At 56.1% G+C, this 26,943-nt stretch carries 21 protein-coding genes and 1 tRNA gene; 16 read left to right on the forward strand and 6 right to left on the reverse strand.

The genetic code is table 11. The annotated features are described in order from the left end of the window. Positions 1–160 precede the first annotated feature (160 nt). From HNQ81_RS14285 to dsrP, 7 genes are all read left to right on the forward strand, one after another. Positions 161–2,263 (forward strand): carboxy terminal-processing peptidase, encoded by a 2,103-nt coding sequence (locus tag HNQ81_RS14285; protein ID WP_183351983.1) that lies wholly within the window; start codon positions 161–163, stop codon positions 2,261–2,263. Between the two features lie 195 nt (positions 2,264–2,458). Continuing rightward, entirely contained in the window at positions 2,459–3,001 is a 543-nt protein-coding gene (locus HNQ81_RS14290; protein WP_183351984.1) for an RsbRD N-terminal domain-containing protein, read from the forward strand. Positions 3,002–3,065: 64 nt separating this feature from the next. Then, a complete protein-coding gene (gene dsrM, locus HNQ81_RS14295) occupies positions 3,066–4,082 on the forward strand; it encodes a sulfate reduction electron transfer complex DsrMKJOP subunit DsrM (RefSeq protein ID WP_183351985.1) in 1,017 nt (338 codons plus the stop codon). A gap of 47 nt (positions 4,083–4,129) precedes the next feature. Continuing rightward, entirely contained in the window at positions 4,130–5,758 is a 1,629-nt protein-coding gene (gene dsrK, locus HNQ81_RS14300; protein WP_183351986.1) for a sulfate reduction electron transfer complex DsrMKJOP subunit DsrK, read from the forward strand. A gap of 27 nt (positions 5,759–5,785) precedes the next feature. Then, positions 5,786–6,181, forward strand: a complete 396-nt coding sequence (gene dsrJ / locus HNQ81_RS14305; protein WP_183351987.1) for a sulfate reduction electron transfer complex DsrMKJOP subunit DsrJ — start codon at positions 5,786–5,788, stop codon at positions 6,179–6,181. Continuing rightward, positions 6,181–7,005 (forward strand): sulfate reduction electron transfer complex DsrMKJOP subunit DsrO, encoded by an 825-nt coding sequence (dsrO, locus tag HNQ81_RS14310; protein WP_183351988.1) that lies wholly within the window; start codon positions 6,181–6,183, stop codon positions 7,003–7,005. Before dsrJ ends, dsrO begins: the two co-directional genes overlap by 1 nt. 7 nt (positions 7,006–7,012) lie before the next feature. Then, positions 7,013–8,188 (forward strand): sulfate reduction electron transfer complex DsrMKJOP subunit DsrP, encoded by a 1,176-nt coding sequence (dsrP, locus tag HNQ81_RS14315; RefSeq protein WP_183351989.1) that lies wholly within the window; start codon positions 7,013–7,015, stop codon positions 8,186–8,188. A gap of 783 nt (positions 8,189–8,971) precedes the next feature. Here dsrP and HNQ81_RS14320 read toward each other — a convergent pair. Then, the gene (locus HNQ81_RS14320) at positions 8,972–9,766 is read right to left on the reverse strand and encodes a prepilin peptidase (protein ID WP_183351990.1); all 795 of its coding nucleotides are present in this window, start codon (positions 9,764–9,766) and stop codon (positions 8,972–8,974) included. A gap of 67 nt (positions 9,767–9,833) precedes the next feature. On the opposite strand from HNQ81_RS14320, the gene HNQ81_RS14325 reads away from it, so the two are divergent. From HNQ81_RS14325 to HNQ81_RS14345, 5 genes are all read left to right on the forward strand, one after another. Next, positions 9,834–10,622 (forward strand): dihydroorotate dehydrogenase electron transfer subunit, encoded by a 789-nt coding sequence (locus HNQ81_RS14325; RefSeq protein WP_240191735.1) that lies wholly within the window; start codon positions 9,834–9,836, stop codon positions 10,620–10,622. Next, positions 10,610–11,551 (forward strand): dihydroorotate dehydrogenase, encoded by a 942-nt coding sequence (locus tag HNQ81_RS14330; RefSeq protein ID WP_183351991.1) that lies wholly within the window; start codon positions 10,610–10,612, stop codon positions 11,549–11,551. Before HNQ81_RS14325 ends, HNQ81_RS14330 begins: the two co-directional genes overlap by 13 nt. Before the next feature lie 109 nt (positions 11,552–11,660). Next, complete coding sequence (locus HNQ81_RS14335; protein WP_183351992.1) at positions 11,661–12,500, forward strand: shikimate dehydrogenase; 840 nt, start codon at positions 11,661–11,663, stop codon at positions 12,498–12,500. A gap of 40 nt (positions 12,501–12,540) precedes the next feature. Further along, positions 12,541–13,812: a 3-phosphoshikimate 1-carboxyvinyltransferase gene (aroA, locus tag HNQ81_RS14340; RefSeq protein ID WP_183351993.1), complete on the forward strand. Its 1,272-nt coding sequence runs from the start codon at positions 12,541–12,543 to the stop codon at positions 13,810–13,812. Between the two features lie 172 nt (positions 13,813–13,984). Then, positions 13,985–14,800: a CsgG/HfaB family protein gene (locus tag HNQ81_RS14345; protein WP_183351994.1), complete on the forward strand. Its 816-nt coding sequence runs from the start codon at positions 13,985–13,987 to the stop codon at positions 14,798–14,800. A 68-nt stretch (positions 14,801–14,868) separates the two neighbouring features. On the opposite strand, the gene HNQ81_RS14350 is transcribed toward HNQ81_RS14345, so the two are convergent. The 5 genes from HNQ81_RS14350 to HNQ81_RS14370 all read right to left on the reverse strand — a co-directional run bounded on the left by HNQ81_RS14350 (position 14,869) and on the right by HNQ81_RS14370 (position 21,480). After that, complete coding sequence (locus tag HNQ81_RS14350) at positions 14,869–15,669, reverse strand: SAM hydrolase/SAM-dependent halogenase family protein (protein ID WP_183351995.1); 801 nt, start codon at positions 15,667–15,669, stop codon at positions 14,869–14,871. Further along, entirely contained in the window at positions 15,662–16,867 is a 1,206-nt protein-coding gene (gene mltA / locus HNQ81_RS14355) for a murein transglycosylase A (protein ID WP_183351996.1), read from the reverse strand. The genes HNQ81_RS14350 and mltA overlap by 8 nt, the downstream gene beginning before the upstream one ends. Positions 16,868–16,884: 17 nt before the next feature. Beyond that, positions 16,885–17,913 (reverse strand): lytic murein transglycosylase, encoded by a 1,029-nt coding sequence (locus HNQ81_RS14360; RefSeq protein ID WP_240191734.1) that lies wholly within the window; start codon positions 17,911–17,913, stop codon positions 16,885–16,887. 115 nt (positions 17,914–18,028) lie between these two features. After that, positions 18,029–18,985, reverse strand: a complete 957-nt coding sequence (locus HNQ81_RS14365) for an acetyltransferase (protein ID WP_183351997.1) — start codon at positions 18,983–18,985, stop codon at positions 18,029–18,031. An 86-nt stretch (positions 18,986–19,071) separates the two neighbouring features. Further along, a complete protein-coding gene (locus HNQ81_RS14370; protein WP_183351998.1) occupies positions 19,072–21,480 on the reverse strand; it encodes an LPS assembly protein LptD in 2,409 nt (802 codons plus the stop codon). Positions 21,481–22,308: 828 nt separating this feature from the next. Between HNQ81_RS14370 and HNQ81_RS14375 the strand changes: the two genes are divergently transcribed. The 4 genes from HNQ81_RS14375 to HNQ81_RS14390 all read left to right on the forward strand — a co-directional run bounded on the left by HNQ81_RS14375 (position 22,309) and on the right by HNQ81_RS14390 (position 26,399). After that, the gene (locus HNQ81_RS14375; RefSeq protein WP_183351999.1) at positions 22,309–24,813 is read left to right on the forward strand and encodes an Rne/Rng family ribonuclease; all 2,505 of its coding nucleotides are present in this window, start codon (positions 22,309–22,311) and stop codon (positions 24,811–24,813) included. A gap of 38 nt (positions 24,814–24,851) precedes the next feature. Next, positions 24,852–24,928 (forward strand) — tRNA-Arg (locus HNQ81_RS14380). A gap of 207 nt (positions 24,929–25,135) precedes the next feature. Then, a complete protein-coding gene (locus HNQ81_RS14385; protein ID WP_183352000.1) occupies positions 25,136–25,339 on the forward strand; it encodes a hypothetical protein in 204 nt (67 codons plus the stop codon). Between the two features lie 193 nt (positions 25,340–25,532). Then, complete coding sequence (locus HNQ81_RS14390; protein WP_183352001.1) at positions 25,533–26,399, forward strand: DUF72 domain-containing protein; 867 nt, start codon at positions 25,533–25,535, stop codon at positions 26,397–26,399. The last annotated feature ends 544 nt before the right edge of the window (positions 26,400–26,943 follow it).

Genomic DNA, 26,943 nt, shown 5'->3' on the forward strand with positions numbered 1-26,943 from the left:
GTGATCGGACAAATCCTTACGCTCTGTACTCCATCCTGCTGAAATACGTACTTCCGTATCTCTTTGTCGTAGTATTTACGGCACGCTTTTGGTATGTCTTTTAAGGTTAAGGGTCAGACTTTGCGCCTGAATTCCGTTTTTCTCTTTATCACTGAATGACATGAAATATCTCACACCACCAGTTTTCGCCCTCCTGCTGCTTTTGAGCTGTCCCCTGCTTGGCTTCGGGGAAAGTGCCGACAACCGGTCTTCAGCGGATTTTCTGAAGCGGAACAGGCTCATCGGCTATATGCTGGCCAAGCAGCTACCGACCGTGCATCTCAGTGACAAATCCATGGACGATGAGCTGGCGCAGGCGGCGTTCACCCTCTATCTCAACCAGCTCGATTTCCAGAAGAGATTTCTGCTGCAGAAGGATGTCGATCAACTCAGGGCCTTCGCCCCGTATATCGACGACAACCTGGTGCAGGGAAACAACCCCCTGCCGGATGCGGGTATGGATATTCTTGGCGAAAGGATCGACCAGGCCGAGAAGATGGTCGAGGCCATCCTGGCGGCGGGAATTGATTTCAACGCCTCCGAAACCCTCGAGACCGATCCGAAAAAACTGGAATTTGCCAGAGACCTGCCGGGGCTGCAGGACCGGTGGCGCAAGATTCTCAAATCTGAGATTATCTCCCGCTACCTCGAACTTGAGGACGATGCGAAGAAGGCCAAGGAGAACAAAACTCCGGACGGACTGCTGCAGGAGGCGAGGTCAAAGGTAGCCAAGCGGTACAAGGAGATTTTCCGCCGCCTGCGCCAGGAAACGCGGCAGGACCATTACGACCGTTACTTCAATGCCGTCGCCCGGGCCTTCGATCCGCACACGAACTACATTCCGCCGGCCGGCAAGGAGCAGTTCGATATCAGCATGCGGGGCAGTCTCGAAGGGATCGGCGCCCTGCTGCGCGAAGATGACGGTTTCATCAAGGTCATGCGGATAATCCCCGGCAGTGCCTCGGCCAGGCAGGGGCGACTGCAGGCCGAGGATACGATTCTCCAGGTTGCCCAGGGGGGCGAAGAACCGGTGGATGTCACCGATATGCGGCTGCGTGATGCGGTTCGCCTGATCCGCGGCTCCAAAGGCAGCGAGGTCCGGCTGACGGTGCGCAAGGCCGACGGGTCGAAGGATATCATTCCCATTGTCCGTGACGTCGTCCAGATCGAGGAGACTTTTGTCCGGAGCACGGTGCTGAAAAATTCCGATGGCAGAAAGATCGGCCTGATCTATATCCCCAGTTTCTATCGCGATTTCGAAAAAACCAGCAACGGCGAAAACGCCAGGAACTCGACCGACGATACCCGTAAGGAGGTGCTGGCGCTCAAAAAACAGGGGGTCGACGGCATCATCCTTGATCTCCGCAATAACGGCGGCGGGGCCCTGGTCGATGCCGTCGATATCGCCGGTCTTTTCCTGCCCTCCGGACCGGTAGTGCAGGTCAGGAACAGTAACGGTTCGATCCGGGTCTTGAACGATGAAGACCCGGAAATGGTCTATAGCGGACCGCTCGTGGTCCTGGTCAATGTCTTTTCCGCCTCCGCCTCGGAAATCGTCGCCGCCGCGCTCCAGGATTATCGCCGGGCGATCGTCATAGGCGGGCCGACTACCCATGGGAAGGGGACCGTTCAGACCGTCATCGATTTCAACGACAACATCCCGCTGTTCCAGATCAATAAATACGATGATCTCGGGGCGTTGAAGGTGACGATCCAGAAATTCTACCGGATAACCGGGGGGTCGACGCAGTATAAAGGGATGGAACCTGATATCGTCCTCCCAAGCATCCTCGAAAGTCTCAAATCGGGGGAGCGGTTCCTCGAATACTCGATGCCGTGGAGCAGTATCGACCCGGTTACCTTCGCGAAGTCCCAGGCGGTTCCGGCCAAGCTCGATACCATACGCGCCGCCAGCGCCCACCGGGTTGTCAGGAATGAGAAGTTCAAAGCTATCCGGGACGAAATCGCCAGGGTGCAGGAACAGGTGGATAACTCCGTTATCTCGCTTGATATCGACGACATGAGGAAAAAGCAGGAGGAGGCCAGGCTGGCCAAGGAAAAGGTCGGCAGTCAGTTCGGCCTTTTCGGTGATGAGGCGCGGACTGACAGCGAGACCGCGGAGGATGAGGAAGACATGCAGTCAAGCGGTGCCGAGTGGTTGAAGGAAGTGCAGGACGACCCTTATATCCAGGAGGCTGAATTGATCATTGCCGATATGACCTGAGTGGCGGGGAGGGCGCAGGTGAAGAGACAAGCTCAGTCGATACTGCCTTCGGAGCCCTGGGCCGCAGTAAAATATCCTTGAAAAAGAAATGGAAAGATGCTAGAAATCCGCTTTTATGAATGGTCATTCATTCAACAGGGGTGGTAGATAAGATGCTGATGATATTGATATTAAATGATTCAAGGCGGTTAGCGGATGGACCTCGCTGAAGCGTTCAGGAATTATAAGGACAAGATTGTAGACCAATGGGTCGACTATACCCTGTCGACCTACCAGGCTTCCAGTTTCTTTAAAAAAGAACGGGACATGTTTGCCAACCCCGTTGGCGGCAATATTCGCGAGGCCCTGAAAAAACTGTTCTCCCTTCTTGTCAAGGGGGCTGGAACAGAACAGATGATTCCGCCCCTTGAGCAGATTTTGAAAATCCGCTCGATCCAGGAATTCTCTCCTTCACAGGCTGTAGCCCCACTGAACGCTGTCAAGCACATTACCAGAGAAATACTGGCTGCCGATAAAGAGCGACGCCACCTGGTTTCTGAGCTCTATGATTTTGAGTTCGCGGTCGATCTTGCGATCCTGGCCGCCTTTGATATCTACATGCAGTGCAGAGAGCGACTGTATCAGACCCGGATACAGGAGATCAAGACGGGCACCCATATCCTTACAGACAGTCGATGCCCGTCATCGTTGCAGAAAAATAAAGTTCAGGATTCCATTCCAAAGGTCGAGAGTATTTAGCTGGTGCCGGCCGATCGCATCGGTCCGGTACCTAATAACAGTTCATTTTGAAGTGAGGTAAGAAATGAAGTACGCCTTCTCATTTCTGGCAGTCATTGTGCTCATTCTGATTGCCGGGGTAGGATCCCAGATAGCGGGAATGCCATATTTTTTTGGTGTCTTTGTCCCCTATGTGGCCATCGCGATCTTCCTGGGTGGATTTGTCTACAGAGTGGTGCAGTGGGCCAAGTCGCCTGTTCCCTTCTCCATCCAGACCACCTGCGGTCAGGGAAAATCGCTGGAGTTCATCAAGCACAACCGGCTCGAAGCCCCGGATACCACCGCCGAGGTTGTCGCCCGGATGCTGCTTGAAATCTTCACCTTCCGTTCTCTGTTCCGAAACACCAAGTCGGAGATCCATGACGGGCCGAAAATTACGTATGAATCGTCGAAATGGCTGTGGCTGTTCGGTATCGTTTTTCATTATTCCTTCCTGATTGTCGTCATCAGGCACATGCGCCTCTTCCTCAATCCTGTGCCGGAAGTCGTCGCCTTTCTCGATTGGGCCGACAGCATGTTCGAGATCGGGGTCCCAAGCATGTATATGACGACTGCCGGATTGATCGGTGGTGCGGCACTGTTGTTCTCCCGGCGCCTGGTCAACCGGCATGTGCGGTATATTTCTCTTGTGAACGACTACTTCCCGCTCGTCCTCATTTTTGCCATCGGGGTGACCGGCGCCCTGATGCGCCATTTCCTGCGCGACGGGATCGATATCGTCGCCATCAAGCAGCTGGCGGTGGGCCTTGTGACCTTCTCCCCGGTCATCAATGGCGAGATCGGCGCAATCTTCTATATCCATGTCTTTCTCGTCGCCACCCTGCTTGTCTATTTCCCCTTCAGCAAGTTGATGCATCTCGGCGGCGTTTTCCTCAGCCCCACTCGAAATATGAAGAACAACAGCCGGGCGGTACGCCACATCAACCCCTGGAATCCGGATATCAAACCGCATTCGTACGCCGGCTATGAGGATGAATTCCGTGAGTTCATGGTCGATGCGGGTATTCCAGTCGAGAAAGAGTTGCCGGCGCAAAAAGATTGAAGACTAACAGTTGAGACCCACAACCAGCTTATAAGGAATAGACAACGATGGCAGTTCCAAAATTAGAACAATTATCGAAAAGCGTCGTGCAGGGACCATCCTTGGCAACCGGAGCGATACCGACCAGGGACTGGATGGATATCCCGGTACATTTCAAGGAGGGCAATTACGCCTATCCGGCAAAAAAAGAGAAGGTCGAATACCTCGACAGTCAGAAGGGGCTTTCCTTTCCCAATGCCCGCATCTGGTCGCCGGAGGATGATGACTGGAAACTTCCCGAGGACTGGAAGGAGATCATTCTCAACGGCCTGAAGGAACGCCTGGGCAAGTTCCGGTCATTGAAGATATTCATGGACTGCTGTGTCCGCTGCGGTGCTTGTGCCGATAAATGCCATTTCTTCCTCGGCACCGGCGATCCGAAAAACATGCCGGTAATGCGGGCTGAACTGCTCAGATCGATCTACCGTAATGACTTTACCCTCGCAGGAAAACTTCTCGGTCGGATGGCTGGTGCCCGGGAAATGACGGTCGGCGTTCTCAAAGAATGGTTCATGTATGCCTACCAGTGTACGGAGTGCAGACGTTGTTCCGTTTTCTGCCCGTATGGAATCGATACAGCTGAAATTACAATCATATTGAGGGAATTGCTGCATCTGGTCGGTGTCGGCATCAACTGGATCCTGGAACCGGTTTCCAACTCCAACCGAACCGGTAACCATATGGGACTCCAGCCTCATACCTATAAAGACAATGTCGAATTTCTGGCTGATGACATCGAAAACCTGACTGGGGTAAGGATTAATCCACCTTTTAATAAAAAAGGTGCGGAAGTCCTTTTCATCACTCCTTCGGCAGACGTTTTTGCCGAGCCCGGTCTCTATACCGCGATGGGGTACCTGATCCTGTTCGAGGCCATCGGACTCGATTACACTTGGTCGACCTATGCTTCGGAAGGCGGTAACTTCGGTTTGTTCACCAACAACGAATCGATGAAGAAACTCAATGCCAAGATGTACGCCGAGGCGAAGCGCTTGGGAGTCAAATGGATCCTTGGCGGTGAGTGCGGTCACATGTGGCGTGTCCTGCATCAGTACATGGATACGATGAACGGTCCGGCTGATTTCCTTGAGGTGCCGAAATCGCCGATCACTGGAACTGTCTTTGACAATACGGCTTCAACCAAGATGGTTCACATCAGTGAGTTTACTGCCGATCTGATCAAACATGGCAAGTTGAAACTTGATAAGAGCCGCAACAGCCATGTCAAAGCGACCTTCCATGATTCCTGCAATCCCGCACGGGCTATGGGGCTTTTGGATGAACCACGATATATCCTCGACCACGTTGTCGATTGGGTGGAGATGCCTGAGAACACGATTCGGGAGCAGACCTTCTGCTGCGGTTCAGGTACTGGTTTGAACACCGATGAGATCATGGAACTGAGGATGCGTTCGGGATTACCTCGAGCAAACGCGGTTAAATACGTGCATGAGAAACATGATGTCAACATGCTTTCCTGCGTCTGTGCCATTGACCGGGCGACACTGACTTCGCTCATGGATTACTGGAATCCCGGAGTACGGGTATGCGGTATATCCGAGCTGGTTGGTAATGCCCTTGTGCTTGAGGGTGAAACACGGGGCGAGTTGGATGACGGCCTTAGAACATTGCTTTAAATCCTGACCGGGATAGAGGAGCCACACATGTATAATAAAGGAACTATCATACCGGGGCTGGTGATCTTCATCGTCTTCGTGACTTTCCCCCTTTGGTATAACGGATTGAATGCCGGTCCCGTGCCGAAACCTGACCTCCCGGTTGGCGAGAAGGAGTGTGTCGCTCCTGCCGGAGAGATGAGAGATAATCATATGAAATTGCTGAACGAGTGGCGTGATGCCGTCCTCCGAGACAACGATCGGGCCAACGTCAAGGTTGGCGGCAAAGAGTATCGCAAGGGACTGCAGATGGCGTGCATGCAGTGTCATACCGACAAGGAGAAGTTCTGTGACTCCTGTCACACCTATGCTGCCGTATCCCCCACCTGCTGGGATTGCCACCTGACCCCCGCCGAGGCGGCATCGAAGAAGGAGACGCACTAATGGATAATACGAGAAGAAAATTTCTGAAGATCGCCGGAGCCGCCGCCCTTGCCGGCATGAGTGCACCTGCGATAGTGAAGTTGACCTCCCATACCGCCTTCGCCTCCGAGGATGCAGGGCATGCGACGCCAGCTCATGGTGAAGCCGGAGCCCATGGCGAGCCGGTTTCAACCGGGGTTCGTCTGGGCATGGTTATCGATATGCGGGTTTTTGCCGTTCAGCCGATGCTGCTTGATCAGGCTATCGCCGCCTGCAACAAGGTCCATAATATCCCCCATTTTACTGATCGCAAAAATGAGATAAAATGGATATGGAAGGCTCCCTATGCCAATGTCTTTCCGGAACAGGAGACCCTTCATAAATCGGAAATGGCAAAGACCAAACCCTTTGCCGTTCTCTGCAATCATTGCGACAACCCCTCCTGCGTCAGGGTCTGTCCGACCAAGGCAACCTTCGTCCAGCCGGAAAACGGCATCGTCGGTATGGACTTCCATCGCTGCATCGGCTGCCGCTTCTGTATGGCTGCCTGCCCCTACGGGGCGAGGAGTTTCAACTGGCAGGATCCGCGACCGTTCATCACCAACTACAATCCCGATTTCCCGACCCGGATGCGCGGGGTGGTGGAGAAGTGCAACTTCTGCGGCGAGCGTCTGGCTCTCGGCCTCGAACCTGCCTGCGTTGAGGCCTGTAAAGGCACGGGTGCCATGGTCTTCGGGGATCTCAACGATCCGGCCTCGGAGATCAGAGGGGTTCTTGACAAGGAATTTACGATTCAGCGAAATCCTGCTGCCGGCACCAGACCGTCAGTCTACTACATAGTGTGAGGTTGTCATGATCGAGAAAGTATTAAAAGGCAAATCAACATACTGGATGTGGCTTGCGGTGCTCGGCACCTGTATTGCCATCGGTGCGGCCTGCTACGTGCGGCAGTACATGTTCGGCCTGGGGTTGACCGGTATGAGCCGTGACGTTTCCTGGGGGCTGTATATTTCCCAGTTCACTTTTCTGGTCGGTGTTGCGGCCGGAGGTCTGATGCTGGTGCTCCCCTACTATGTCCATGACTACAAGGCCTTCGGCCGGATCACGATCCTCGGCGAATTCCTCGCCATCTCGGCCCTGATCATGTGCCTGATGTTCATCATGGCCGATCTCGGTCAGCCGCTGCGGGGCCTCAATGTCGTCTTTTTTCCGACCCCTGGTTCCATGCTGTTCTGGGATATGTGCGTCCTGTGGGGATATCTGATTCTCAACTGTCTCTGCGGCTGGGTTATCCTGACCGCCGAGCGCAAGCAGGTCCATCCGCCGAAGTGGATCTACATCTTCGTGTATATTTCGATCCCCTTCGCCGTTTCGATCCACACCGTCACCGCCATGCTGTACTGCGGTCTGCCGGGCCGGCACTTCTGGCTGTCGGCGATCATCGCTCCGCGGTTCCTGGCATCGGCCTTTGCCGCCGGCCCGTCGCTGATCGTCCTCGCTTGCCTGGTCCTGCGCAAGTTCGCTAACTTCGACGCCGGCAAGGAGGCGATCCAGAAACTGACCACGATTATCATGTATGCCGTGATCATCAACACCTTCTTCTTCCTGCTCGAGTTCTTCGTCGGCTACTATTCGGGGATGCCGGGACACATCCATAGTCTTGAGTACCTGTTCTTCGGTCTCGAGCATGATGGTCATGTCTACAACAATCTCGTCCCGTTCATGTGGACGGCAACGGCCTTCAGTTTCACCGGCCTGGGAATATTAGCGTATATGAAAATCGCCAAGGTTTTCGATTATCGTCTGGTCGGTGTCGCTTCAGCCCTGATCTTCCTTTCCCTCTGGGCCGATAAGGGGCTCGGGTTCGTATTCGGCGGATTTGTACCGAATCCCCTCAACGAAGTTACCGAGTATATTCCGACAGCCAATGAACTGGGGATCACCCTTGGTATCTGGGCGACCGGCTTTTTCATCCTGACCCTGCTGTATAAGATCGCAGTCGGTGTTGAACACGAGATTGAAGCGTAATCCGGTGCCATCCAAAGAAAAGCCCCCGAATTTTCGGGGGCTTTTTTTTTGTTCCAGTCTCGGATATATTCCTACGGACAACTAATTCTGCCCATGTGACAGATGTGAAAACATTCGTAGCGCAAAGAAGAGTTCTGATACTCTTTTACACCTTCAGTAGTCAAACTCGCAATCTTTTGAATAACTTGGCGAAAGGACTGAATGAAGGTGGAGTCGAAGTCCGGCTGGAACAATTGAAGCCGTTGACACCGCCGCCATTTCCAGTCGGATCGTATATCGGAGCGCTAAAAATGATGGTTGCAGCTTTCCTCCGGCGCCCGGTCGCCGTAGCACCGCCTGACAAAACATGTTTTTCGCACTGGGACCTCGTTATCTGTGCCGGACCGACATGGTCGTATCATTTGAGCGGGCCGATGGTCTATTTTCTCCAGCAGTACTCTTCTGAAATGCTGGCAGGGAAAATCGTCCTGCCCCTCATATCCTGCAGGACCTATTGGCGGTTGCATGCCTGGGAGATGCGCAGGTATTTGTTGCGGTGCGGCGCCAGAGTCATGCCTCCCCGGGTCTTTCAGCATCCTTGTCCGGGTCTGTGGTGTGCCATCGGGGTCTTTATCAAAATCACCGGGAAAATACCCAGAACCTGTCGGTCATTGGTTCAACGGCATTGTCCGAGATTTGGGCACAGCCCGCAGCAGCTCGAAGAGGCAAGAGACCTGGGATCACGTCTTGCCGAGGTCTTGATGGCGGGACAAATCGATGAGAATTTCAGTGTCGAAGAAGTTGTCAGAACAGGGAACCGTCGAGATAGCTCAAATAGAGCGCGTTGATTTCCTGGAAGAAGAGCATATACAGCAAGGCGGCAAGCGAGAGAAAGGGGCCAAACGGGATTCGAGTCGCTAACCCTTCTTTACGTTCGATGACCATAACCAGGATGCCAACGAAAGCGCCGCTCATCGAGCTGGCAAAGATCACAAAAGGCAGTGCCTGCCAGCCGAGGAAGGCGCCGATCATGGCCAGCAGCTTGATGTCGCCGCCACCCATGCCTTCCTGCCGGCGCAGGAAGAAATAGATCAAGGCGATACCGTAGAGGACCCCGCCGCCGCAGACGATTCCGAGAAGGGAATCCAGCCACGAGATCAGAGGGGAGAAAAATGAGAGGACGAAGCCGATCACAATCCCCGGCAGACTGATCATGTCAGGGATGATTTGATGCCGGAGGTCGATGAATATGACCACCAGCAGGGCGGCGCTGAAGCAAAAGAAACCGCCGGCGGTGACGGTCAGTCCGAATCGATAGACAATAGCAGTTGAAAGTAGTGCTAATGCCGCTTCCACCAGTGGATATTGCAGGGAAATTCGGCCTCGGCAGTGGCTGCACCGACCACCCAGGAAAATATAGCTGAGCAGGGGGATGTTTTCGTACCACCTGAGACCTGCCTGACATTTCGGGCAGTGCGAGGCGGGAAAGACAATCGACTCCTCCGGTTGTGGCAGGCGGAAAATCACAACGTTGAGAAAGCTGCCGACAATGGCGCCAAACAGAGCGGCGAAGGTCAAGATCAAAGGTTCGCTGTGCATCAAGGTAATCCGGCCTTATTCTGTTTAATGAGTAACAGGTGCTGATACCGACAACAATGTATCCACAATGATGACCCAATACCAGGAAAAAGCTGTTGTTATTCGAAGAGAGCAACTGTCCGCCGACAACGTCCGTCTCACCTTCGAATGTCCGGACATCGCTGCCGCCGCCTACCCCGGGCAATTCGTGATGATCAGGGTAGGGACCGGCAACGACCCCTTGTTGCGGCGGCCTTTCTCCATCCACCAGGCCCACAAGGAAGGCCTTCTTCAGGTCTATTTCAAGATTGTCGGGCGGGGAACCGAGATGCTTGCCGAGGTCGGGGAGGGTGCGGAAGTTTCGATTCTCGGACCACTCGGCAGGGGTTTTCGTCTTGTCGAGTCGCCCGCCTGCCTGGTCGGAGGGGGGCTGGGGATTGCCCCGCTCCTCTTTCTCGCCCGGGAATTGAGCCGGCTGCAGCGGGATTGTGGACTTGATACCGTTATCCTCGGAGGTCGCAGCAGAAGCGAAGTTGAGCCACTGGTAAAAGATTTCGAACAGTTCGGGATGACCGTGGTAACGACTACGGACGATGGATCGTACGGTCAGCGTGGTTTCGTCACCGCCGCCTTTTCCTCTCTCTCTCTGCCTGCTTCATGCGCTGTCTATTGCTGCGGCCCGGAGCCGATGATGGCCGGGATGAACGTCCTCTGTCGAGCGCGTGGAAATTCCTGCCAGGTCTCGGTCGAGAGCGTCATGGCCTGCGGCATGGGGGCATGCCTCGGGTGCAGCAAACCAACCCGGGGTGGCGGCTATGTCCATGTCTGTGTCGACGGACCGGTCTTCGATGCGGAGGAGATGGTATGGAATATCTGAACGGCGGCGTGCGGATCCCGGATCTCCGCGTCGATATCGGTCCTCTCTCTCTTGCCAATCCGGTGATGACTGCCTCCGGGACCTTTGGTTATGCCCGGGAATTCGAGTCACTCCTCAACCTCCGCCGTCTCGGGGCCATCATCGTCAAGGGGATATCTCTTCATCCCCGCTCCGGCAATCCGCCGCCTCGGATCATTGAAACCGCCTGCGGCATGTTGAATGCGATCGGCCTGCAGAATGTCGGAGTCGACCGGTTTATCGTGGAGAAGATCCCCTACCTCGGCACGCTCGGGGTGCCGATTATCGTCAATATTCTTGGTGACAGCCTCGATGAGTACCGGCACATCACCGAAAAGCTCTCGGGCTGCGGAACGGTTGCGGCCATCGAGATCAACATTTCCTGCCCCAATGTGAAAAAGGGCGGCGTCGCCTTCGGCGCCGATCCGGCGATGGCGGCGGCGGTCACCCGTACTGTCAGGGAGGCGGCCGCCGTTCCGGTGATCGTAAAACTTTCGCCCAATGTCACCGATGTCACGGTCATCGCCAAGGCCGTCGAGGATGGCGGGGCCACCGCCGTGTCATTGATCAACACCCTGATTGGCATGGCCATCGATCTCAAGCGGCGCCGGCCGGCGCTGGCCAATGTCTGTGGCGGTCTATCCGGTCCGGCGATCAAGCCGGTGGCTCTGCGCATGGTCTACCAGGTCGCCCAGGCCGTTTCCATCCCGATCATCGGCATTGGCGGGATCGCCACGGCAGAGGATGCGCTTGAATTCATGCTGGCCGGAGCGACGGCGGTGCAGATTGGGACTGCCAACTTCGTCAACCCGCGGGCGAGTGAGGAGGTTGTCGATGGTATCGGCAACTATGTGCTGCAGGAAAAACTTCCTTCGGTCCGTGAGGTCATCGGAGCCCTGGAGACCGGATGAACCTGTCACTGACCTGCAGACGCTCTTCCCTGTTGCAGAGCGATTGCCCGGATGTCGACGATCGGTTGAAACATCAGAGAAGAGATATCTGAATCCAACAGAGCCAACTATGGCGGAAATTAACGGGAAATCGGAGGTGTATGGGATAGTCGGCAACCCCGTCGGCCATTCACTGAGTCCGCTCATGCACAACGCCGCCTTCGCCGCCCTGAGTGAAAACCGGGTGTACGTGGCGTTTCAGGTGGATGACATCGTTGATGCGGTCAAGGGTATCCGTGCCTTGAATATCAGGGGGGTGAGTGTGACAATCCCGCACAAGGAGTCGATCATTCCCTGCCTCGATGCGGTTGATCCGGTGGCGTTGAAGATCGGGGCCGTCAATACGGTCAATGTCGTCGGCCAGGGGGAGGCGAAACTTCTCTGCGGCTCCAACACCGACTGGGTTGGGGCCAACCGGGCCCTCTCCAATCATATCGAACTGCAGGGGCGACACGTCATGCTCCTCGGCGCCGGAGGATCGGCCAGGGCCCTCGCCTTTGGTCTGATGGAGGCCGGGGCCAGGGTCAGTATCTGTAGCCGGACCGAGGCGCGGGGGCGAAAACTGGCGGCCGACCTGCGCTGCCCGTGGCACTCTCTGACCGATATCGAGCAGTTGGCCGGGGACGTGCTTGTCAACGCCACCTCCGTCGGTATGGGTCCGAAGTCCGATGAAAGCCTTCTCCCCAGTGGCCATCTCAAAAACTTTGCCGTCGTTATGGATATCGTCTATTCTCCATTCGAAACGAGGTTGCTGCGAGATGCCAGGGAGGCCGGGTGTAAGGTTGTCTATGGCCTGGAGATGCTGCTGTATCAAGGTGTGGCCCAGTTTGAACTGTGGACCGGCCAGGCCGCCCCGGTGGAGCTGATGCAGAAGGTGTTATGGCGGGCCACCGGAAACAGCGCGCAATAATAATGAACGTGACAGCAGGCGTGTATGACGAGGGAAGACGATGATTGAGATCCAACCGGTACCGTCGGTCGATGCGGAATTGAGTATTCCGGGTTCCAAGAGCCTGACGCAGCGGGCACTGATTGCCGCCGCGCTGGCCAGGGGAGAGAGCAGACTCTGCGGTCCTCTGGTCAGTGAGGATACGGAATACTCGGCTCAGGCGCTGGCCCGGCTCGGGGTCAGGATTGACCGGGAAGACCGGGAGTGCTGGGTCGTCGAGGGCAACGGCGGTACCGTTCATATGGATGGTACGACGATCTATCTCGGCAACAACGGTACGGCGACCAGGTTTCTCACCTCCGTTGCCGCTCTTGGCAATTCGGCTGTCACCATCGACGGTGACGAACGGATGCAGCATCGACCCATTGGCCCGCTGATCGCTGCCCTGCGCGGCTGGGGGGTCGACATCGTTTCGGTCAGGGGCACCGATTGCCCGCCGTTGCTCGTCAATGCCCGGGGGATCACGGGCGGGAGGACGGTTTTGCCGGAAGGCAAGAGCAGCCAGTATCTCTCCTCGCTGCTGCTTGTCGCCCCGTATGCCCGACAACCGGCCAGTCTTGAAGTCGACGGCGAGGTCCTGTCGAAACCCTATGTCAAAATGACCCTGTCGGTCATGGCCGATTTCGGCGTTCTTGCCGACTGTACACCTGATTTCAAATCGTTTTCCATCCCGCAGGGGGTGTATCGGGGACGGCACTATCGGATCGAGGGCGATGCATCGAACGCCTCTTATTTCTGGGCCGCCGCCGCCGTTGCCGGCGGCCGGGTTACCGTGACAAACGTTCCGGCACTCTCTCTCCAGGGTGATATCGGTCTCGTACCGCTCCTGGCCCGGATGGGATGCGAAGTGACGCAGGTTGGCAACGGTCTCTGCGTTGAGCGACAGGGAGGGCTCGAGGGTATCTCGGTGGATATGGGAGACATGCCGGATGTCGTCCCAACCCTGGCGGTTGTCGCGGCCTTCGCTCATGGGCGGACGGAGATCGCCAATATCGCCCACCTGCGGATCAAGGAATGTGATCGGCTGCACGCCGTCGTCACCGAACTGCGACGGATGGGAGCCGAGGTCGAGGAACAGGGGGAAGCGATGATCATCCATGGCGATGGCGGTGCATCGCTCCACGGGGCGGAGATAGAGACATACCGGGACCACAGGATGGCGATGAGCTTCGCCGTGGCTGGATTGAAGGTCCCGGGGGTGCGCATCACCGATGAGGGATGCGTCGCCAAATCGTTTCCCGATTTCTGGAGCAGGTTCGCGCTGTTGACGTGAACCACCTGGTGTACCGGGATTTCATCCTGAGTGTGGGGAGGAATGGCGGCATGGGTCGTGCCGGCCCTCCTCTCAATGTCAGGATGGAACCTCGGCCGATCGGAGGAGTTGAAAAAATGATCAGATAGTAGGCGGTAGTATCGAGACCAACCATTCGATGAGGGAGATAAAAATGCGAGCTGCTGTTTTGATTTGTCTGGCCATATTCCTGGCGTCCTGTACTCCAATCCAAACCGGATCGGCGGGCTCCAAGACGACGATTACCGGTGCCGCCGGCGGGAGTGCCGCCGACAACGCCAACACCTCTTTCGAGCGATGTGCCGAGTCGTTCGGGACCCTGGCGCTGCTGGAAGACCAGGAGGAGGACTGGTATTACATCATCATCCATGAGTACAGGCTTCCGCCGACCTCCAAACTCCTGCGCCTGATGGCTCAGCAGTCCAACTGTTTCGTTGTCGTCGAACGCGATCGCCGCGGCATCCGGGCGATGGAGAAGGAGCGTGAACTGCAGGCATCCGGCGAGATGCGGAGTGGCAGCAATTTCGGCAAGGGACAGATGGTGGCGGCGGATTACACCCTGACCCCGAGCGTGACCTTCAGCAGCCAGGATTCCGGTGGCATGGGAGCGGCCGTTGGGGGCTTGATGAGTGCCTTCGGCGGCAGCGCCGGCACAGCGCTCGGCATTGCCGGCGGCATGAAGAAGCGGGAGGCGAGCACGATGCTGACCCTGGTTGAGAACCGTTCCGGGGTGCAGATCGCCGCAGCGGAAGGCAGTGCCTCGAAATTCGATTTCGGCCTGCTGGGAGGCATCTTCAGCGGCAGCGGTGGAGTCGGGCTCGGCGGTTATGAAAAGACCCCGCAGGGCAAAATCCTGGCGGCCGCATTCGCCGATTCATTCAATCAGATGGTACGGGCCCTGAAAAATTACCGTGCCCAGGAAGTCAGAGGCGGACTCGGCAAGGGCGGGACGTTGAAAGTCGGCAACTGAAAGGGCTACCGCAGTCCTTTCTCATTGCCATTGCCCTGTCGTGTACCCATGACAGGGCAATGTCCACCTCAACGGCATTGGCGGCTGACGATGACTTCGTCGCCGATGCCGATGCCTGTCACCAGTGCCGCATCACCGCCGACTACGGCGATCTCGATGAATCCCTGGCTGTCGGTCAGGGCTATGAGTTCCCCGCGCTGTCTGTCTGCATAGACGGAATTCAGATTATCGATCACCAGGGTTCCGATCTGAAAGGTGACCGTTCCACCCCCCCCGAAATCCTTGACTCTTTGCTCCGGTAGATTGGTGCGGAGATTGCCGAAATTGTCTTTGGCGAGCACGCTGCCAACCAGTCGTCCACCGCTCTGGTATGGCTCGTTCTCGCTCAGTCGGACGCAACTCTCCCGCGGCACGGGTCGGCCTGTCTCGGCGATGTCCATCCCCCCTGCCAGTCGGGCGGCGACCGGGGCCATGATGTCACGGCCGTGAAAGGTAGGACTGACCGGAGATCGGAACAGGCGTTCGTTGGTGACATGGTAAACGATAGTTGAATCGAGGTTGAGAAACGGGGTGAAAATGCCGTTGTCCGGCCCGACGAAGGTCTGCCCGGCCGAGCGGAGGGCGAGGATACGCCGCCTGGAACCGACGCCGGGATCGACGATTGCCAGGTGAACTGAGGCGGGTGGAAAATAGGGGGCGGAACCGGCCAGGATCCGACAGGCATGGAAGACGTCCTGGGGTGGGATGGTATGGGTGATATCGATGATGTTGGCGTTGCCGAGACCGGTGAGCAGGACGCCTTTCAAAACGCCGACATACTCGTCCGCGGCCCCGAAATCCGTGGTCAGGGTAATGATGGGATCATTCATCTTTTTTCAGCCCGTTTGTCGATTTTTCCACAAGGATATACAACGATCCCTTTTCCCGCATCAGTCCCGCCGCATGCCGCGCTTCATCGCCGTCGCCCAGGAACAGATCGAGACGGTTGCCGCCCCGGATCGCCGCGCCGCTGTCCTGGGGGAAGACAAAACGGTCAAGGGCACGCCATCGCTGCAGGTGGCCATTCCGGTCGACGACCGGCTGCCGGGATTTGAGGAAGGCCACCGTTCCCAGGGGGATCTCGGATGGATCGACGGCGACCGACCGGCCGGCGGTCAAGGCGATATTGCCGCTGCCGAGGACAGTCCCTGTTTTTCCCCAGGCGAAAAAGATAAAACGGGGATTGGCGTGGAGGATACGCTGCGATTCCCCGGGATGGGCATGCAGGTACTCGACAATGCCCGGCAGGGTGGCCTGCTCGAGCGTCAGCCGGCCCTCGTCGACAAGCAGTCGGCCGATGCTGCGGTACGGGCGACCGTTTGATCCGGCGAAACGCACCGGTCTGCAGGAGCCGTCCCGGAGGCGGATTTTTCCCGATCCCTGGATGTGCAGGATGAACGCTTCAATGGGATCAGCGAGATAGAGGAGTTCGTTGCCGGCAAGGGGACGGCGGGTTTCGATTTCCTCCCGGGACCAGTAGGGAACAAGGCGGCCGTTGCAGAACCTGCCGATGCTGGTGGTGGTGCCGTTGTTGTGTTCGATGAGATCCGGCGGAAGACGGTAGAGCGGATGATTGAACTGTGGGATCGGCAGCAGGCTGCCGTCAAGGACCGGTTGGAAATACCCGGTCACCAGCATACTGCCGGCGAAGGTGGCGTTCTCGCCGGCCCCTGCCCGCAAGAAGTCGAAACTCTCCTGCACCCGCCTGGATATCACCAGTGGCGAGGATTCCTGTTCTATGATCTCGATAAATGTTGCGATGGATCTGCGTAGCAGCTCTGCCGAAACGGTACGAGTCCCCAGTTTGAAGTGATCGTCCTCCGGTATCCTGCGCAGGTATTCCGCCTGTCGTCTTGCCGCCTCCAGCAGGGAGTGTCGATCGAAATCATCGGTGAACAGCGGTTCTTCGGCCGTTGTCGTGATTCCAGCGGCCTGGATGGCGGTACCGGGCAGGACGGAGAATAAAGCGGTCAGGAGCACAATGACGATCGCGACAGGCGAAGAAGGGCGGGGCGGCCTGTTCCTCATCGACGTGTCGCTGTGATTCAGTGCCCGCGATTCAACGCTTCGGCCAGTTCCGACACCGCCATCGCGTATCTGTTGGAGTTGTTCCAGGCGGTGATGGCCTGGAAATTGGGGTAGCCCGCGACATAGCGGAAGCCTCCGCCTTCTGTCGGATGGATTTCGAGGCCGACGATCGTCACGCCCCGGTCCTGTGGCGGGCGGGGCAAGGTGACACCTTGCGCGCTTGTGACCTCCCGCCAGTCGACCAGGGCCTTTCTGCCGGTGAGATTTGCCTGGACGAGTTTGTCGGAGTGGAGCCGGTTGCCTATATCGACATAGACAGGAGCGTCCAATACCCATTTGAAGTGGTGCAGGTAGTTGGCGATAGAGGCGAGGATATCGTCGATCGAGCCGAAGACGTCGCGCCGTTGGTCACCATCAAAACTGACGGCGTACTCCTGAAAACTGGAAGGGATGAATTGGGTCTGGCCAAACGCGCCGGCGTAGGATCCCTTTACCTGCAGCGGATTGATCTGGTTGTCGCGGCACAGGAGCAGGAACTGGATGAGCTGATTGCGAAAGAACTTGGAGCGGCGAGGATAGGCATCGAAGAGGGTGTTCAAGGTTTGAAAGACGCCGTATTTGCCGTGGTTGGCCCCGAATCGCGATTCGATCCCCCAGATGGCGATGACGTACTCGCGGTCAACCCCGATCTCCGCTTCAATCCTGTCGAGCAGGGCCTGATGCTCCTTTAATTTTTTCTTGCCGGTCGCGATGACGGCAGGAGTGATGAACAGCGGCCAGTATTCGTAATACGGCTTCGCTTCCCACTGCTTGTCCATCAATTCGAGGACCTTCTTGTCGATGACGACCCCGGCAAAAAGGGCATCGAGCTGCTGCTGGGTAAAATGGTGGACGTCACGCAGCTCCTGAAAGAGCTGACGATAGTTATCCCCGTGGACATCGATCGGCTGGCCGTTGACCACCATGTCGGCGGCCTTCGGCGCTTCCTGCGCTGAGGCGGGAGAGCAGCCGAGGAGGATGACGGCCAGGACAACGATAAGATGCATGAACCGGTGGTCGGAATGGCAATGAACGTTGAAAATGAGCGCACCTCTTTGGCTTGGGTTGGTTATAAATGGTTCTGGAATTACTGAAGATGAATCATGATCGGACTCCGGGCGATCATTGATACATCCGCTGGAAATCCGTCAAAAAACTGTCAAGCATCTCGTGGGGGAGGCTGGTGACTCCGGCCGCTCCGGCCCTGCCGCCTCCGGTCGGAAACTTTCTGCACAGGGTGTCGGCATCCCGACAGTCACAGAGCGGCGCCCGGACACTTATCCGCCAGCTGCCATCACGATTGCTGGTCACGAGGGCGTGGGCGGCATCTGCCTTTTCGGTGGACTTGCGGTTGGCGAAGACCCCGGAGACACGTCTCGCCCATGCGGCATCCGGAAAAAAATATACTCGATTTTTGCCGGGGAGTCCATGTTCCTTGATCTGCAGCGCCAGGTCGAGGTCTGCCTGGAATCCCTGACGGAGCCGAGGCAGCAGCGGCGACTGGGCAAAAAAATCAAGTGGATCGTCAAATTGGGCCAGACCTGCATAGAGAACGAGTGGAGCGACATGCAGGTCGTCCACCGTCTCCCCATAACTGTTGTAGTTCAGCAGTTCCCCGGTTTCCTGCAACTGTTGTACCCGATCGTCGGAGAGCGCAAGCTCTTTTGCGAGTCGACGGGCCGGGATATGAAGATTGTCGCCGAACGCGCCGCATACGGCCCACTTGCCGTATTTTCCGCCGACCAGTGCATTGACAAGCAATGCGGTGCAGGTATCCGGTCGCGGGTCGATACGGGCGGTGAGCAGGGGCGACCTGGGGATTTCCCCGGCGTAATGGTGGTCGATATACTCGATCCTGTTGCCCTGATGAAGCAACTGGAGGAGAAAATCCCGGTTCCGGTCGAGGGAGATGTCGAAAACGGTGATTGAACTGCCATGCAGTTGAGTGACCTGGGCGAGAAGCAGGGTATCCCTCTTGGTGCCGGTGATCCGGACTGCATCAGGGATGGGATTTGCCAGTCGCAGTTGGAGGACGGAACACAGACCGTCGGCATCGCCGTTGAAGATGTCATGATGCATGGATAAGGACCTTCGAACCTCTCAGGACCCGGAATAGCCGGGTCCGAGGCTATCCGGCTCCTGCGAACGTTGCTGCAGCCGGTCGATCAGTTGCCGAGACCGAGACGTCCGCCGATATTGGCAAGATTGAAGACAACCATGAAGGCGGTGTCTTCGGGCGTATAGTTCGATTCCAGCGACATTGACCAACACAGCGCCTGATAGGTCAGGGACACGGTTGCCTCCTGGGTCTCGTCGTTGGAGAGCGAATGCTCGACATCGATCGAGGTGAACCAGTTGTTGATCAGATGGGTGCGGGCGAGGCCGTTGATCTGCTCGATGGAGGAGTCGTCACTGAAGCTGTAATCAAGGCTGAAGTGATCGCCTCTCTTGGTGCGGTACGTTCCTTCGAAGGAATGTGCAACAAATCCGTCGCCATAGGCGTCGATATCGGTCTGGTATTCAACGGCCAGGTAGTTGGTCGGGGTCCAGCCGGTCCTGAGGAAGATATCGGAAAACCGCCCGTCGGAATCGGCGCTGATGATATCGTTGGAGGCCGCCGACAGGTCGGAGAGGCCGAGAACATCGGACGACGAGTCGCCGGCGTAATCGTCGCGGAGATCGTAGTACTGGCTGAGCTTGACGTAGGCATAATCCTGCAGGGTAGCGTTGCCGCTGGCGTAGTTGTCGAACAGATTGAAGAAGTTGTCGACGCCGTAAACGACTCGGTTCACGTCTTCGATGGCATCCACCTCATCGAAGATCGGCAGTTCATCCTGATCGACATCGGGCAGGAACTGGTACTGGACATACGGATGGACCTGGTGGTCGAAGCCGCTGTTCTGGCTGGCGTCGGCGAAGAAATTCTTCAGGACGGTGGTGCCCACCTCCCACTCGAAATCGGCCAGAAGCCGGTTCTGCTGGTCATCATTGGTCCATTCGCCGTCGCCGTAGGTGTTGACGAGGTAGAATGTTTCCCGTACCCCGACCTCGGCCCTCGACTCCAGGTACTGGCCGAGCGGTACCGGCGCACTGATTGAGGGATGGAGATCGAAGCGATGGCCGCCGACCCCGTCCTCCCGCCAGTAATTGACATATCCCGATTCCCAGTCGTAGCTGAAATCGCTTTCGCCGATCGTCCGGAACCCGGTGAAATCGAAGCTCGGCAACTTCCACAGCGGCGTCGGATCGGTTTCCACGGCACGGACATCGTTGACCCCGAGCAGGGTGCCTTCGAGCGTCATGCCGGACCAGGATTTCATGACCTTCAGGGTGTTGTCCCTGGTTTCAGCGCGTTTGTTTTCAAAATCCCGGCCGTATTCATCGAGAAAGCGATCAGCGGTTTTGTTGTAGCCATTGACGCCGGTGTTGAACTCGGTCAGGTAATCGCGATCGGAGACGATATCGAGGTCGAGGCGGGTCTGCCAGTCGTCGCCGAAGGTGTGATCGGCCTTACCCCTGATCCAGTAGCGATCGCTGTTGGTATGGGTAAAACCGGTATCTTGATAATATCCGGTTTCCGATGGATCTGACAGTTCATCATCGAGCCAGGTGCCGACAATCGCACCTTTTTCCATATCGCCCTGGGCGTACCGGAACTCGAGGCCGGGCATGAAGCCGCGGTCGGTGTAGTACTGGGGGTAAAAGGTCATGTCGGCGGAATCGGAGATGTTCCAGAAGAATGGCAGGTTGAGACCGAAACCGTTATTGCTCGAACTCGAGAATTCAGGGAAGAGGAGTCCTGTCTGCCTGGTATTCTTGACCGGCAGGATCAAGTACGGAGTGTAGAATATCGGTACGCCCTTGACATTGAAACGGGCGTGCTTGAGGACGGCGTAACCGCCCGGTTCGATCTTGGTATCCTTGCTGGCGAAGCTCCAGGGGGGCGTTTCCCCTTTTTCGACCTTGCAGGTAATGGCCCAGCCGTCGCCGATGTTGTAGGTGTTGACCCCGGTTTTTTCGATGGTCTTCCCTTCGAGGTGCAGCGACTTGTTGCTGCGGACGACCGAGGCATTGGTGAACGTGCCGGTTTCCTTCGTCAGATCGAGGCTGGCCTGGTCGGCGGTAAGGACGTCTTCTCCGGTGTTGATCTCAACGTTTCCCCGGGCCTTGATCGACTGGAGCGTGGTGTCGTAGACCATCCAGTCGGCCTTGATGGTGACCGTCGTCTTCATCGTGGCAGCGGGAGCGGCGTCGATCTGTTCAGCCTTGACTTCCTTTTTCTGTGCCGGTTCTTCTCCCAGCAGTTCGCTCCAGTCCGTCATCCCCTTTTCAGCCTCGGTCGGCGGAGGCGGTGGCGGCAGTTTTTCCCTTTTTTCAAGGATGATATTGCCCTCGGCGACGACGCTCTGCGGATCTTCGTAGCGGGTGATTTTGTCGGCCGAAATGTTCCACTCCTCTGTCGCAACGTTTTCAGCCTGCAGCATAACCGGCGCGGAGTGGAACGCAAACAGGCTGAGAGCGGCTGCGGTGATATATCGTTTTGCTTTCTGAAACTGCGGGGAGTGCAATATCACAGTAGACTCCTTGTGAGAGAATTCGTTAAAGAAGGTGCATGGATGACATGGTAGCAGCCGGCAGCCCGGCTCGTCAAGCGGGTACCTTACCTCCTTGTCATGGATATGCAGTTGTTTCAACTGCAAAACGCATGTATCCAGACAGTTGAAATCACTGATCTCCTGAGTCGATGGCGCCAATCCAGCTTAACCAGGAAATTTACGGTTCTCCTTGATCGGTGTCAAGCCAAAAGTCATAGATTTGCCTTGATAATAAAGGGAAATTGTTTTATTTTCAACCAAATGTGTCAGCCCTCCCGAACCAGCTTCTTTTGCAGTGCACTCAACCTCTCTTTCCAACGATTCCTGCCTTATCCGGAGTACTTTGATGCGAACGAGACTGGAGAACTGTTACAGGGGGAGTGAACGGTGTACCCATGCCGGACGGCAGTGCGGCGTCGGCGGGCAAGGGGAGGGGTGATGCAAGGCGGTAATGCGCAGGTGATGGGAAGACGTGGGCGATTGCGTTTCGACAGGCAATATCCGCGTCACTCCCACATCCAGGCATGAACGCAGGAATTGGCGACAGGTGTCGTGTCAAGAAAAATCATTTCCGGTTCTTCGGTTGTTCCACTGAGATATCGGGGACCGAATCGGTTTGTCGATGAGGAAAATGACTTGGCGCTGTACCTGTTTTTGAACATCGCGACCTGTTTCAGGTTGATCTGATGAATTATGTCGGCGGATGAAGAAGAGATACCTTTTTTCGGAACTTCTTCAGTCGGCTGCAAGATTGTCGAGGGAGATGCCTCTTTTCGGTATCATCTGCGATAAAGGAAGACGAACAGTATGACTGCAAAGAAAAAAACGGAAGAACCATCAGGCGAAGTTCCGGCGAAGGCGACAACCGGCGCGTGGTGGAAAAGCACCGGTGTCGACGAGAGGGAAACGGCTCAGGTAGCGGAAGAAGCGGAGGGGCAAAAGATCGACGGAGAAAAAAAACCGCAACCGGCACGGAGAAGTGGGCGCAAGAAGGCTGCTCCGCCGGTGAAGATCGATGATGCCGATCAGGATGCGGCTGTTCCTGTCGAGGTCGAGGCTGTCGAAAAACCCAAGCGCAAGCGTGCGGTTAAGAAGAAGACGGAGAGCGAAGGCGACCGGGCCGAAGCGGCAGCGGCGCCGGTCGAGGCCTTAGAGCAGGAGTCGGCCTCCGACAACACATCTGGTGGAGAGAAAGTGGAAGCAGTCGCTGAAATCCCCGCCATTGTTGGGCCGTCTGGAGAGCAGGCTGCAATCCCGAAGGCGGCGAGAAAACGCTCGCCGCGAAAGAAACGGCCACTGCCGGAGCCCGACGCTGCCGAGTCTGTAGAGGATCAGACGGGCACCGACGCTGAGAGCGGCCTTCAAGCTGGAACGAACCTCGAAATTGAGAGTGGCCCCGAGATTGAGACGGTCTCCGAGGGTGAAACGAGTCCCGGCGATGCGGCAGGCGGCAATGAAGGAACTGAAGGCCAGGAGATACCACTCCCGCGTGCCGACGAGAAGAAGGCCGGTTCGCGCCGGTCGCGGCGGGGAAGGCGGTCAAAACGCAAGGACGGCGACGCACCCGAACTTCCTCGGAAAGATGCCGCGGCAGATGCCGATTCCGAGGTGCCGGTGGTTGTGCCAGGAGAAGGTGCCCAGCCGTCGCGGGGGAGAGGTCGGGTTCAGGATGATGAGGATGTCGAGGTCGAGGATATCGACGATACGTTTGTCGAGGATGAGGAAGACGATGACAGCTTCATCGAAGAGGAACATCTGCCGGAAAACATCCGCAAGCCGGTCTGCAAGCTGCTGATCAATGCCGAAGAACCCGAGGAATGTCGTCTTGCTCTTCTGGAAGATGGCCGTCTCGAGTCGATCCACGTCTCCACCATCAACCGGACCCAGACCAGAAACAACATCTACAAGGCCAGGATCGTGGCGATCGAACCCAACCTGCAGGCCGCCTTTGTCGATTACGGCACGGAGAAGAACGGCTTTTTGCCCTTCAGTGAAATCCATCCCGAGTATTTCAAGCAGGACCTATCCGGTGAAACGAAACGGCTTGTCGAGGCGCAGAGCTGGAAAAAACTCAGCATCACCGATGTCGTCGACAAGGGGCAGGAGGTGCTGGTCCAGGTCGTGAAGGAGGAGGTCGGTAAGAAAGGGGCCAACATGACGACCTACCTGTCGCTTCCCGGTCGTTGCGTTGTCCTCATGCCCGGCTCGGACTCCTCCGGCATCTCGCGGAAAATTTCCGGCGAGGAGAAGCGGTCACAGTTGCGGGAAGCCATGAACTCGATAGACATCCCCGAGGGTATCGGCTGGATTGTACGGACGGCGAGTGTTGATATCACTGAAGAAATCCTTGCTCGGGATGTAACCTATCTGCTTCGTCTGTGGGACGAGATCAAACGCAAAGGCCAGGAACTGGAGGGGGTAGGCCTGGTCTACGAGGAGCAGCACAGTATTCTGCGGTTCCTGCGCGAACATTTTGATCCGTCGATCGAAGAGATTTTAGTCGATGACCGTGCGGCCCTCGAGCAGGTCAAGGAATTTGTCGAGTTGCTGCCGGCGGAACAGCGGAAGGTTCGGGTGCGCCTGCACAAGGGGGCCCGTCCGATCTTCAACCAGTACAGTGTGGAAGACCAGATTGAATCAATCTACCAGTCGAGAGTGAATCTGCCTTCCGGCGGGTCGATCGTGATCGACCCGACCGAGGCCCTGGTGGCGATCGACGTCAATTCCGGATCGACATCGAAGGGCAAGAATTTCGAGGCCTCGATCTTCCAGGCGAATATGGAGGCGGCGTCGGAACTGGCGCGGCAGCTGCGGCTGCGTGACCTCGGCGGCTTGATCGTGGTCGATTTCATCGATATGCGCAGCAAGAAAAATATCCGTGACGTCGAGCGGCAGGTCAAGCTGTCGATGAAGAAAGACAAGGCCAAGGTCGATATGAGCCGGATCTCCAAGTTCGGGCTGATGCAGATATCGAGGCAGAAGCTTGGAGCGCCGATCGAGGCCGGTAATTACCGGGTGTGCGAGCATTGCAAGGGCCGCGGCATGGTGCGCTCGGTCGAGACCCTGGCGCTGTTTTATCTGCGACGGATTCAGACCGGGGCCAGTCGCAAGAATGTCGTAAAGGTCGAATGCCATTTCCCGCTTGATGTCGCCCACTATCTCCTCAACAATAAACGCCATGAAGTGCAGGAATTGGAGCATAAATACAGTACCGAAGTGATGATTACTGCGGAAACGTCGATGAAACCGGCCGACAATGAAATCCTGTTTCACAGGGCCGAAAAAGAGCCGGTGGCAAAAAATCAGGCTTGAGGAAAGTCTGCATATAGGGTATACAATCAACTCTTTTCGCACCAGTGGCTCAGCTGGATAGAGCAACGGACTACGAATCCGTAGGTCGGGGGTTCGAATCCCTCCTGGTGCACCAGTAAATTCAAGGGGTTAAGTCAATTTGGCTTAACCCCTTTTTGCGTTGGTGAGTAGCTTGTCCCGCTCCTGTCCCGCCTTTTTGTTTTTCAACGATCACAATCCTTGTTCATCAAACCTTCTCAAAACAGAAGACACGGCCCTCACTGTAAGCCATCCGTCAGATTAGCTGGGTATCCTTCTCGCCATTCATCTGGGAGGAAACGCCATGCCGGACCAACTCGAAGACTTGATATTTGCCGCCCATGATCTCTATGGCGACTATTCAATCTATGAGGTGATTGACTTGGACAAGCCCGCGGCCATCGAACGGATGGTAGAGATGTACGGCTCGCCAGATTTGGAAAGGATCGAAAAATATTTTTCCATCCTCGACCGGATCAGGGCATGGCGAGAACCAGCGCTGCTGTAAGCTCCACATCGATCATTCAGCTTCCGGAAACAAAAAGGTCAGATCCGGCAAATAGGGTCCTGCCTTTCACCCAAGGGCATTGTAGCCGCGCATCACGTTCAACTCGCCCAGAGGAATAGTGCAGGGTGGGTGATAGGTAAATACTGAGAACAGCCTGTTGTCACTGCACTGATGTGACCTTATAGTCGACATCATGGACAGTACAGATCTGATCAGAATCGGCACCTGCAGCTGGAAATATGATTCCTGGGAGGGATTGGTCTACTCCGCAGGACAGGGTAGCAACTACCTTGAGCAGTACAGCCGGCAGTACTCCACCGTCGAAGTCGACCAGTGGTTCTGGTCCCTTTTCAAGAGTGACATGCCGGTCCTGCCCAGGGCTGATGTCGTGCGGGAATACGCTGCTTCGGTCCCACCGGGATTTCTCTTCAGCATCAAGGTACCGAACAGCATCACCCTCACCCATCATTACAGTAAGGGCAAGAATGCAACCCTCGTCCCCAATCCGCATTTTCTCTCTACTGGTTTAATGGCACGGTTCCTTCAGACCCTTGAACCACTGGGAGACCATATCGGCCCGCTGATGTTCCAGTTTGAATACCTGAATAAGATGAAGATGGGCAGCCTCCACCGCTTTCTCGAACTGTTCGAGGTCTTCCGTCAGGGACTGCCGGAGGGATACCGCTACTGCGTCGAGATCAGGAACCCCAACTGGTTGAGGGGCGAGTATTTCGATTATCTTGCCGAACACAGGCTGGGCCATGTCTTCCTGCAAGGGTATTATATGCCGCCTATATTCGGGGTGTATTGGAAGTTCCGGGAGAAGCTGGCGGATCCAGTGGTAATAAGATTGCATGGCTCCGAAAGGAAGGCTATGGAGGAGCGCACTGGTAACGCCTGGAACAGTATTATTGAGCCAAAAGACAACGAGCTACCTGAAGTTGCCAGGATGGTAGGCGACCTGAAGGACAAGCAGCACCAGATCTTCATCAACGTCAACAACCACTACGAAGGATCAGCCCCTCGGACGATCGAGAAGCTCAAAGCAAAACTATCATGATAGGAATTATTTTTATGGGTCCGGAAGTCAAAAGTGATAGGAGATTTTTGGTCTGAAAACCTGAGGTCCAGTAGGAAGGTCAAATTGAGCGTTGATAGAATATGAAGACCTTCGAGATGGAAATATTAACGCCCAAGCTCACCCGCCAACGTAGGAGGTCGGGTGAGCACAGCGGTAGGCTTTTCTTGCGGCGCTCCACTTTCAGGTATCGCAGGAGTCGCAGGGGTAATTGGCTCTCCAACTTGTAATTGCCCTCTCTGTACTCCGGGGGTTTGGACTAATAATTTTTGTGCTTGCTGAATATATGCCGTACCCAAGTTGTTCTCTATTATTTTGAATGCAGCTGTGCTGTTCAGCGTATGAGAATAGATGTGGTGAATAGATAACACTCGGTCTTGTAGCTTTTGATCCGACTCTAAATCTTTAATATTTAGACCCATCTCTTTGCATTTTCTGATTACCACTGAAACTCAGCCTCGACAGATTTATCCGTGATGGGACTCTATCTGTCCTACCAACCATGGTAAGGTACTCTCTCAGAACA

The organism is Desulfoprunum benzoelyticum (assembly GCF_014201505.1).
Lineage (GTDB): Bacteria > Desulfobacterota > Desulfobulbia > Desulfobulbales > Desulfocapsaceae > Desulfoprunum > Desulfoprunum benzoelyticum.

Bases quoted from the DNA above. Each gene is read 5' to 3' on its own strand.
- HNQ81_RS14385 (WP_183352000.1), top strand. From the start codon at position 25,136: ATGCCGGACCAACTCGAAGACTTGATATTTGCCGCCCATGATCTCTAT.
- HNQ81_RS14330 (WP_183351991.1), top strand. From the start codon at position 10,610: ATGGAATATCTGAACGGCGGCGTGCGGATCCCGGATCTCCGCGTCGAT.
- HNQ81_RS14345 (WP_183351994.1), top strand. From the start codon at position 13,985: ATGCGAGCTGCTGTTTTGATTTGTCTGGCCATATTCCTGGCGTCCTGT.
- HNQ81_RS14390 (WP_183352001.1), top strand. From the start codon at position 25,533: ATGGACAGTACAGATCTGATCAGAATCGGCACCTGCAGCTGGAAATAT.
- dsrJ (WP_183351987.1), top strand. From the start codon at position 5,786: ATGTATAATAAAGGAACTATCATACCGGGGCTGGTGATCTTCATCGTC.
- HNQ81_RS14335 (WP_183351992.1), top strand. From the start codon at position 11,661: ATGGCGGAAATTAACGGGAAATCGGAGGTGTATGGGATAGTCGGCAAC.
- mltA (WP_183351996.1), bottom strand. From the start codon at position 16,867: ATGAGGAACAGGCCGCCCCGCCCTTCTTCGCCTGTCGCGATCGTCATT.
- dsrM (WP_183351985.1), top strand. From the start codon at position 3,066: ATGAAGTACGCCTTCTCATTTCTGGCAGTCATTGTGCTCATTCTGATT.
- HNQ81_RS14325 (WP_240191735.1), top strand. From the start codon at position 9,834: ATGATGACCCAATACCAGGAAAAAGCTGTTGTTATTCGAAGAGAGCAA.
- dsrK (WP_183351986.1), top strand. From the start codon at position 4,130: ATGGCAGTTCCAAAATTAGAACAATTATCGAAAAGCGTCGTGCAGGGA.
- HNQ81_RS14290 (WP_183351984.1), top strand. From the start codon at position 2,459: ATGGACCTCGCTGAAGCGTTCAGGAATTATAAGGACAAGATTGTAGAC.
- HNQ81_RS14320 (WP_183351990.1), bottom strand. From the start codon at position 9,766: ATGCACAGCGAACCTTTGATCTTGACCTTCGCCGCTCTGTTTGGCGCC.
- HNQ81_RS14350 (WP_183351995.1), bottom strand. From the start codon at position 15,669: ATGAATGATCCCATCATTACCCTGACCACGGATTTCGGGGCCGCGGAC.
- dsrP (WP_183351989.1), top strand. From the start codon at position 7,013: ATGATCGAGAAAGTATTAAAAGGCAAATCAACATACTGGATGTGGCTT.
- dsrO (WP_183351988.1), top strand. From the start codon at position 6,181: ATGGATAATACGAGAAGAAAATTTCTGAAGATCGCCGGAGCCGCCGCC.
- HNQ81_RS14375 (WP_183351999.1), top strand. From the start codon at position 22,309: ATGACTGCAAAGAAAAAAACGGAAGAACCATCAGGCGAAGTTCCGGCG.
- HNQ81_RS14360 (WP_240191734.1), bottom strand. From the start codon at position 17,913: ATGCATCTTATCGTTGTCCTGGCCGTCATCCTCCTCGGCTGCTCTCCC.
- HNQ81_RS14285 (WP_183351983.1), top strand. From the start codon at position 161: ATGAAATATCTCACACCACCAGTTTTCGCCCTCCTGCTGCTTTTGAGC.
- aroA (WP_183351993.1), top strand. From the start codon at position 12,541: ATGATTGAGATCCAACCGGTACCGTCGGTCGATGCGGAATTGAGTATT.
- HNQ81_RS14365 (WP_183351997.1), bottom strand. From the start codon at position 18,985: ATGCATCATGACATCTTCAACGGCGATGCCGACGGTCTGTGTTCCGTC.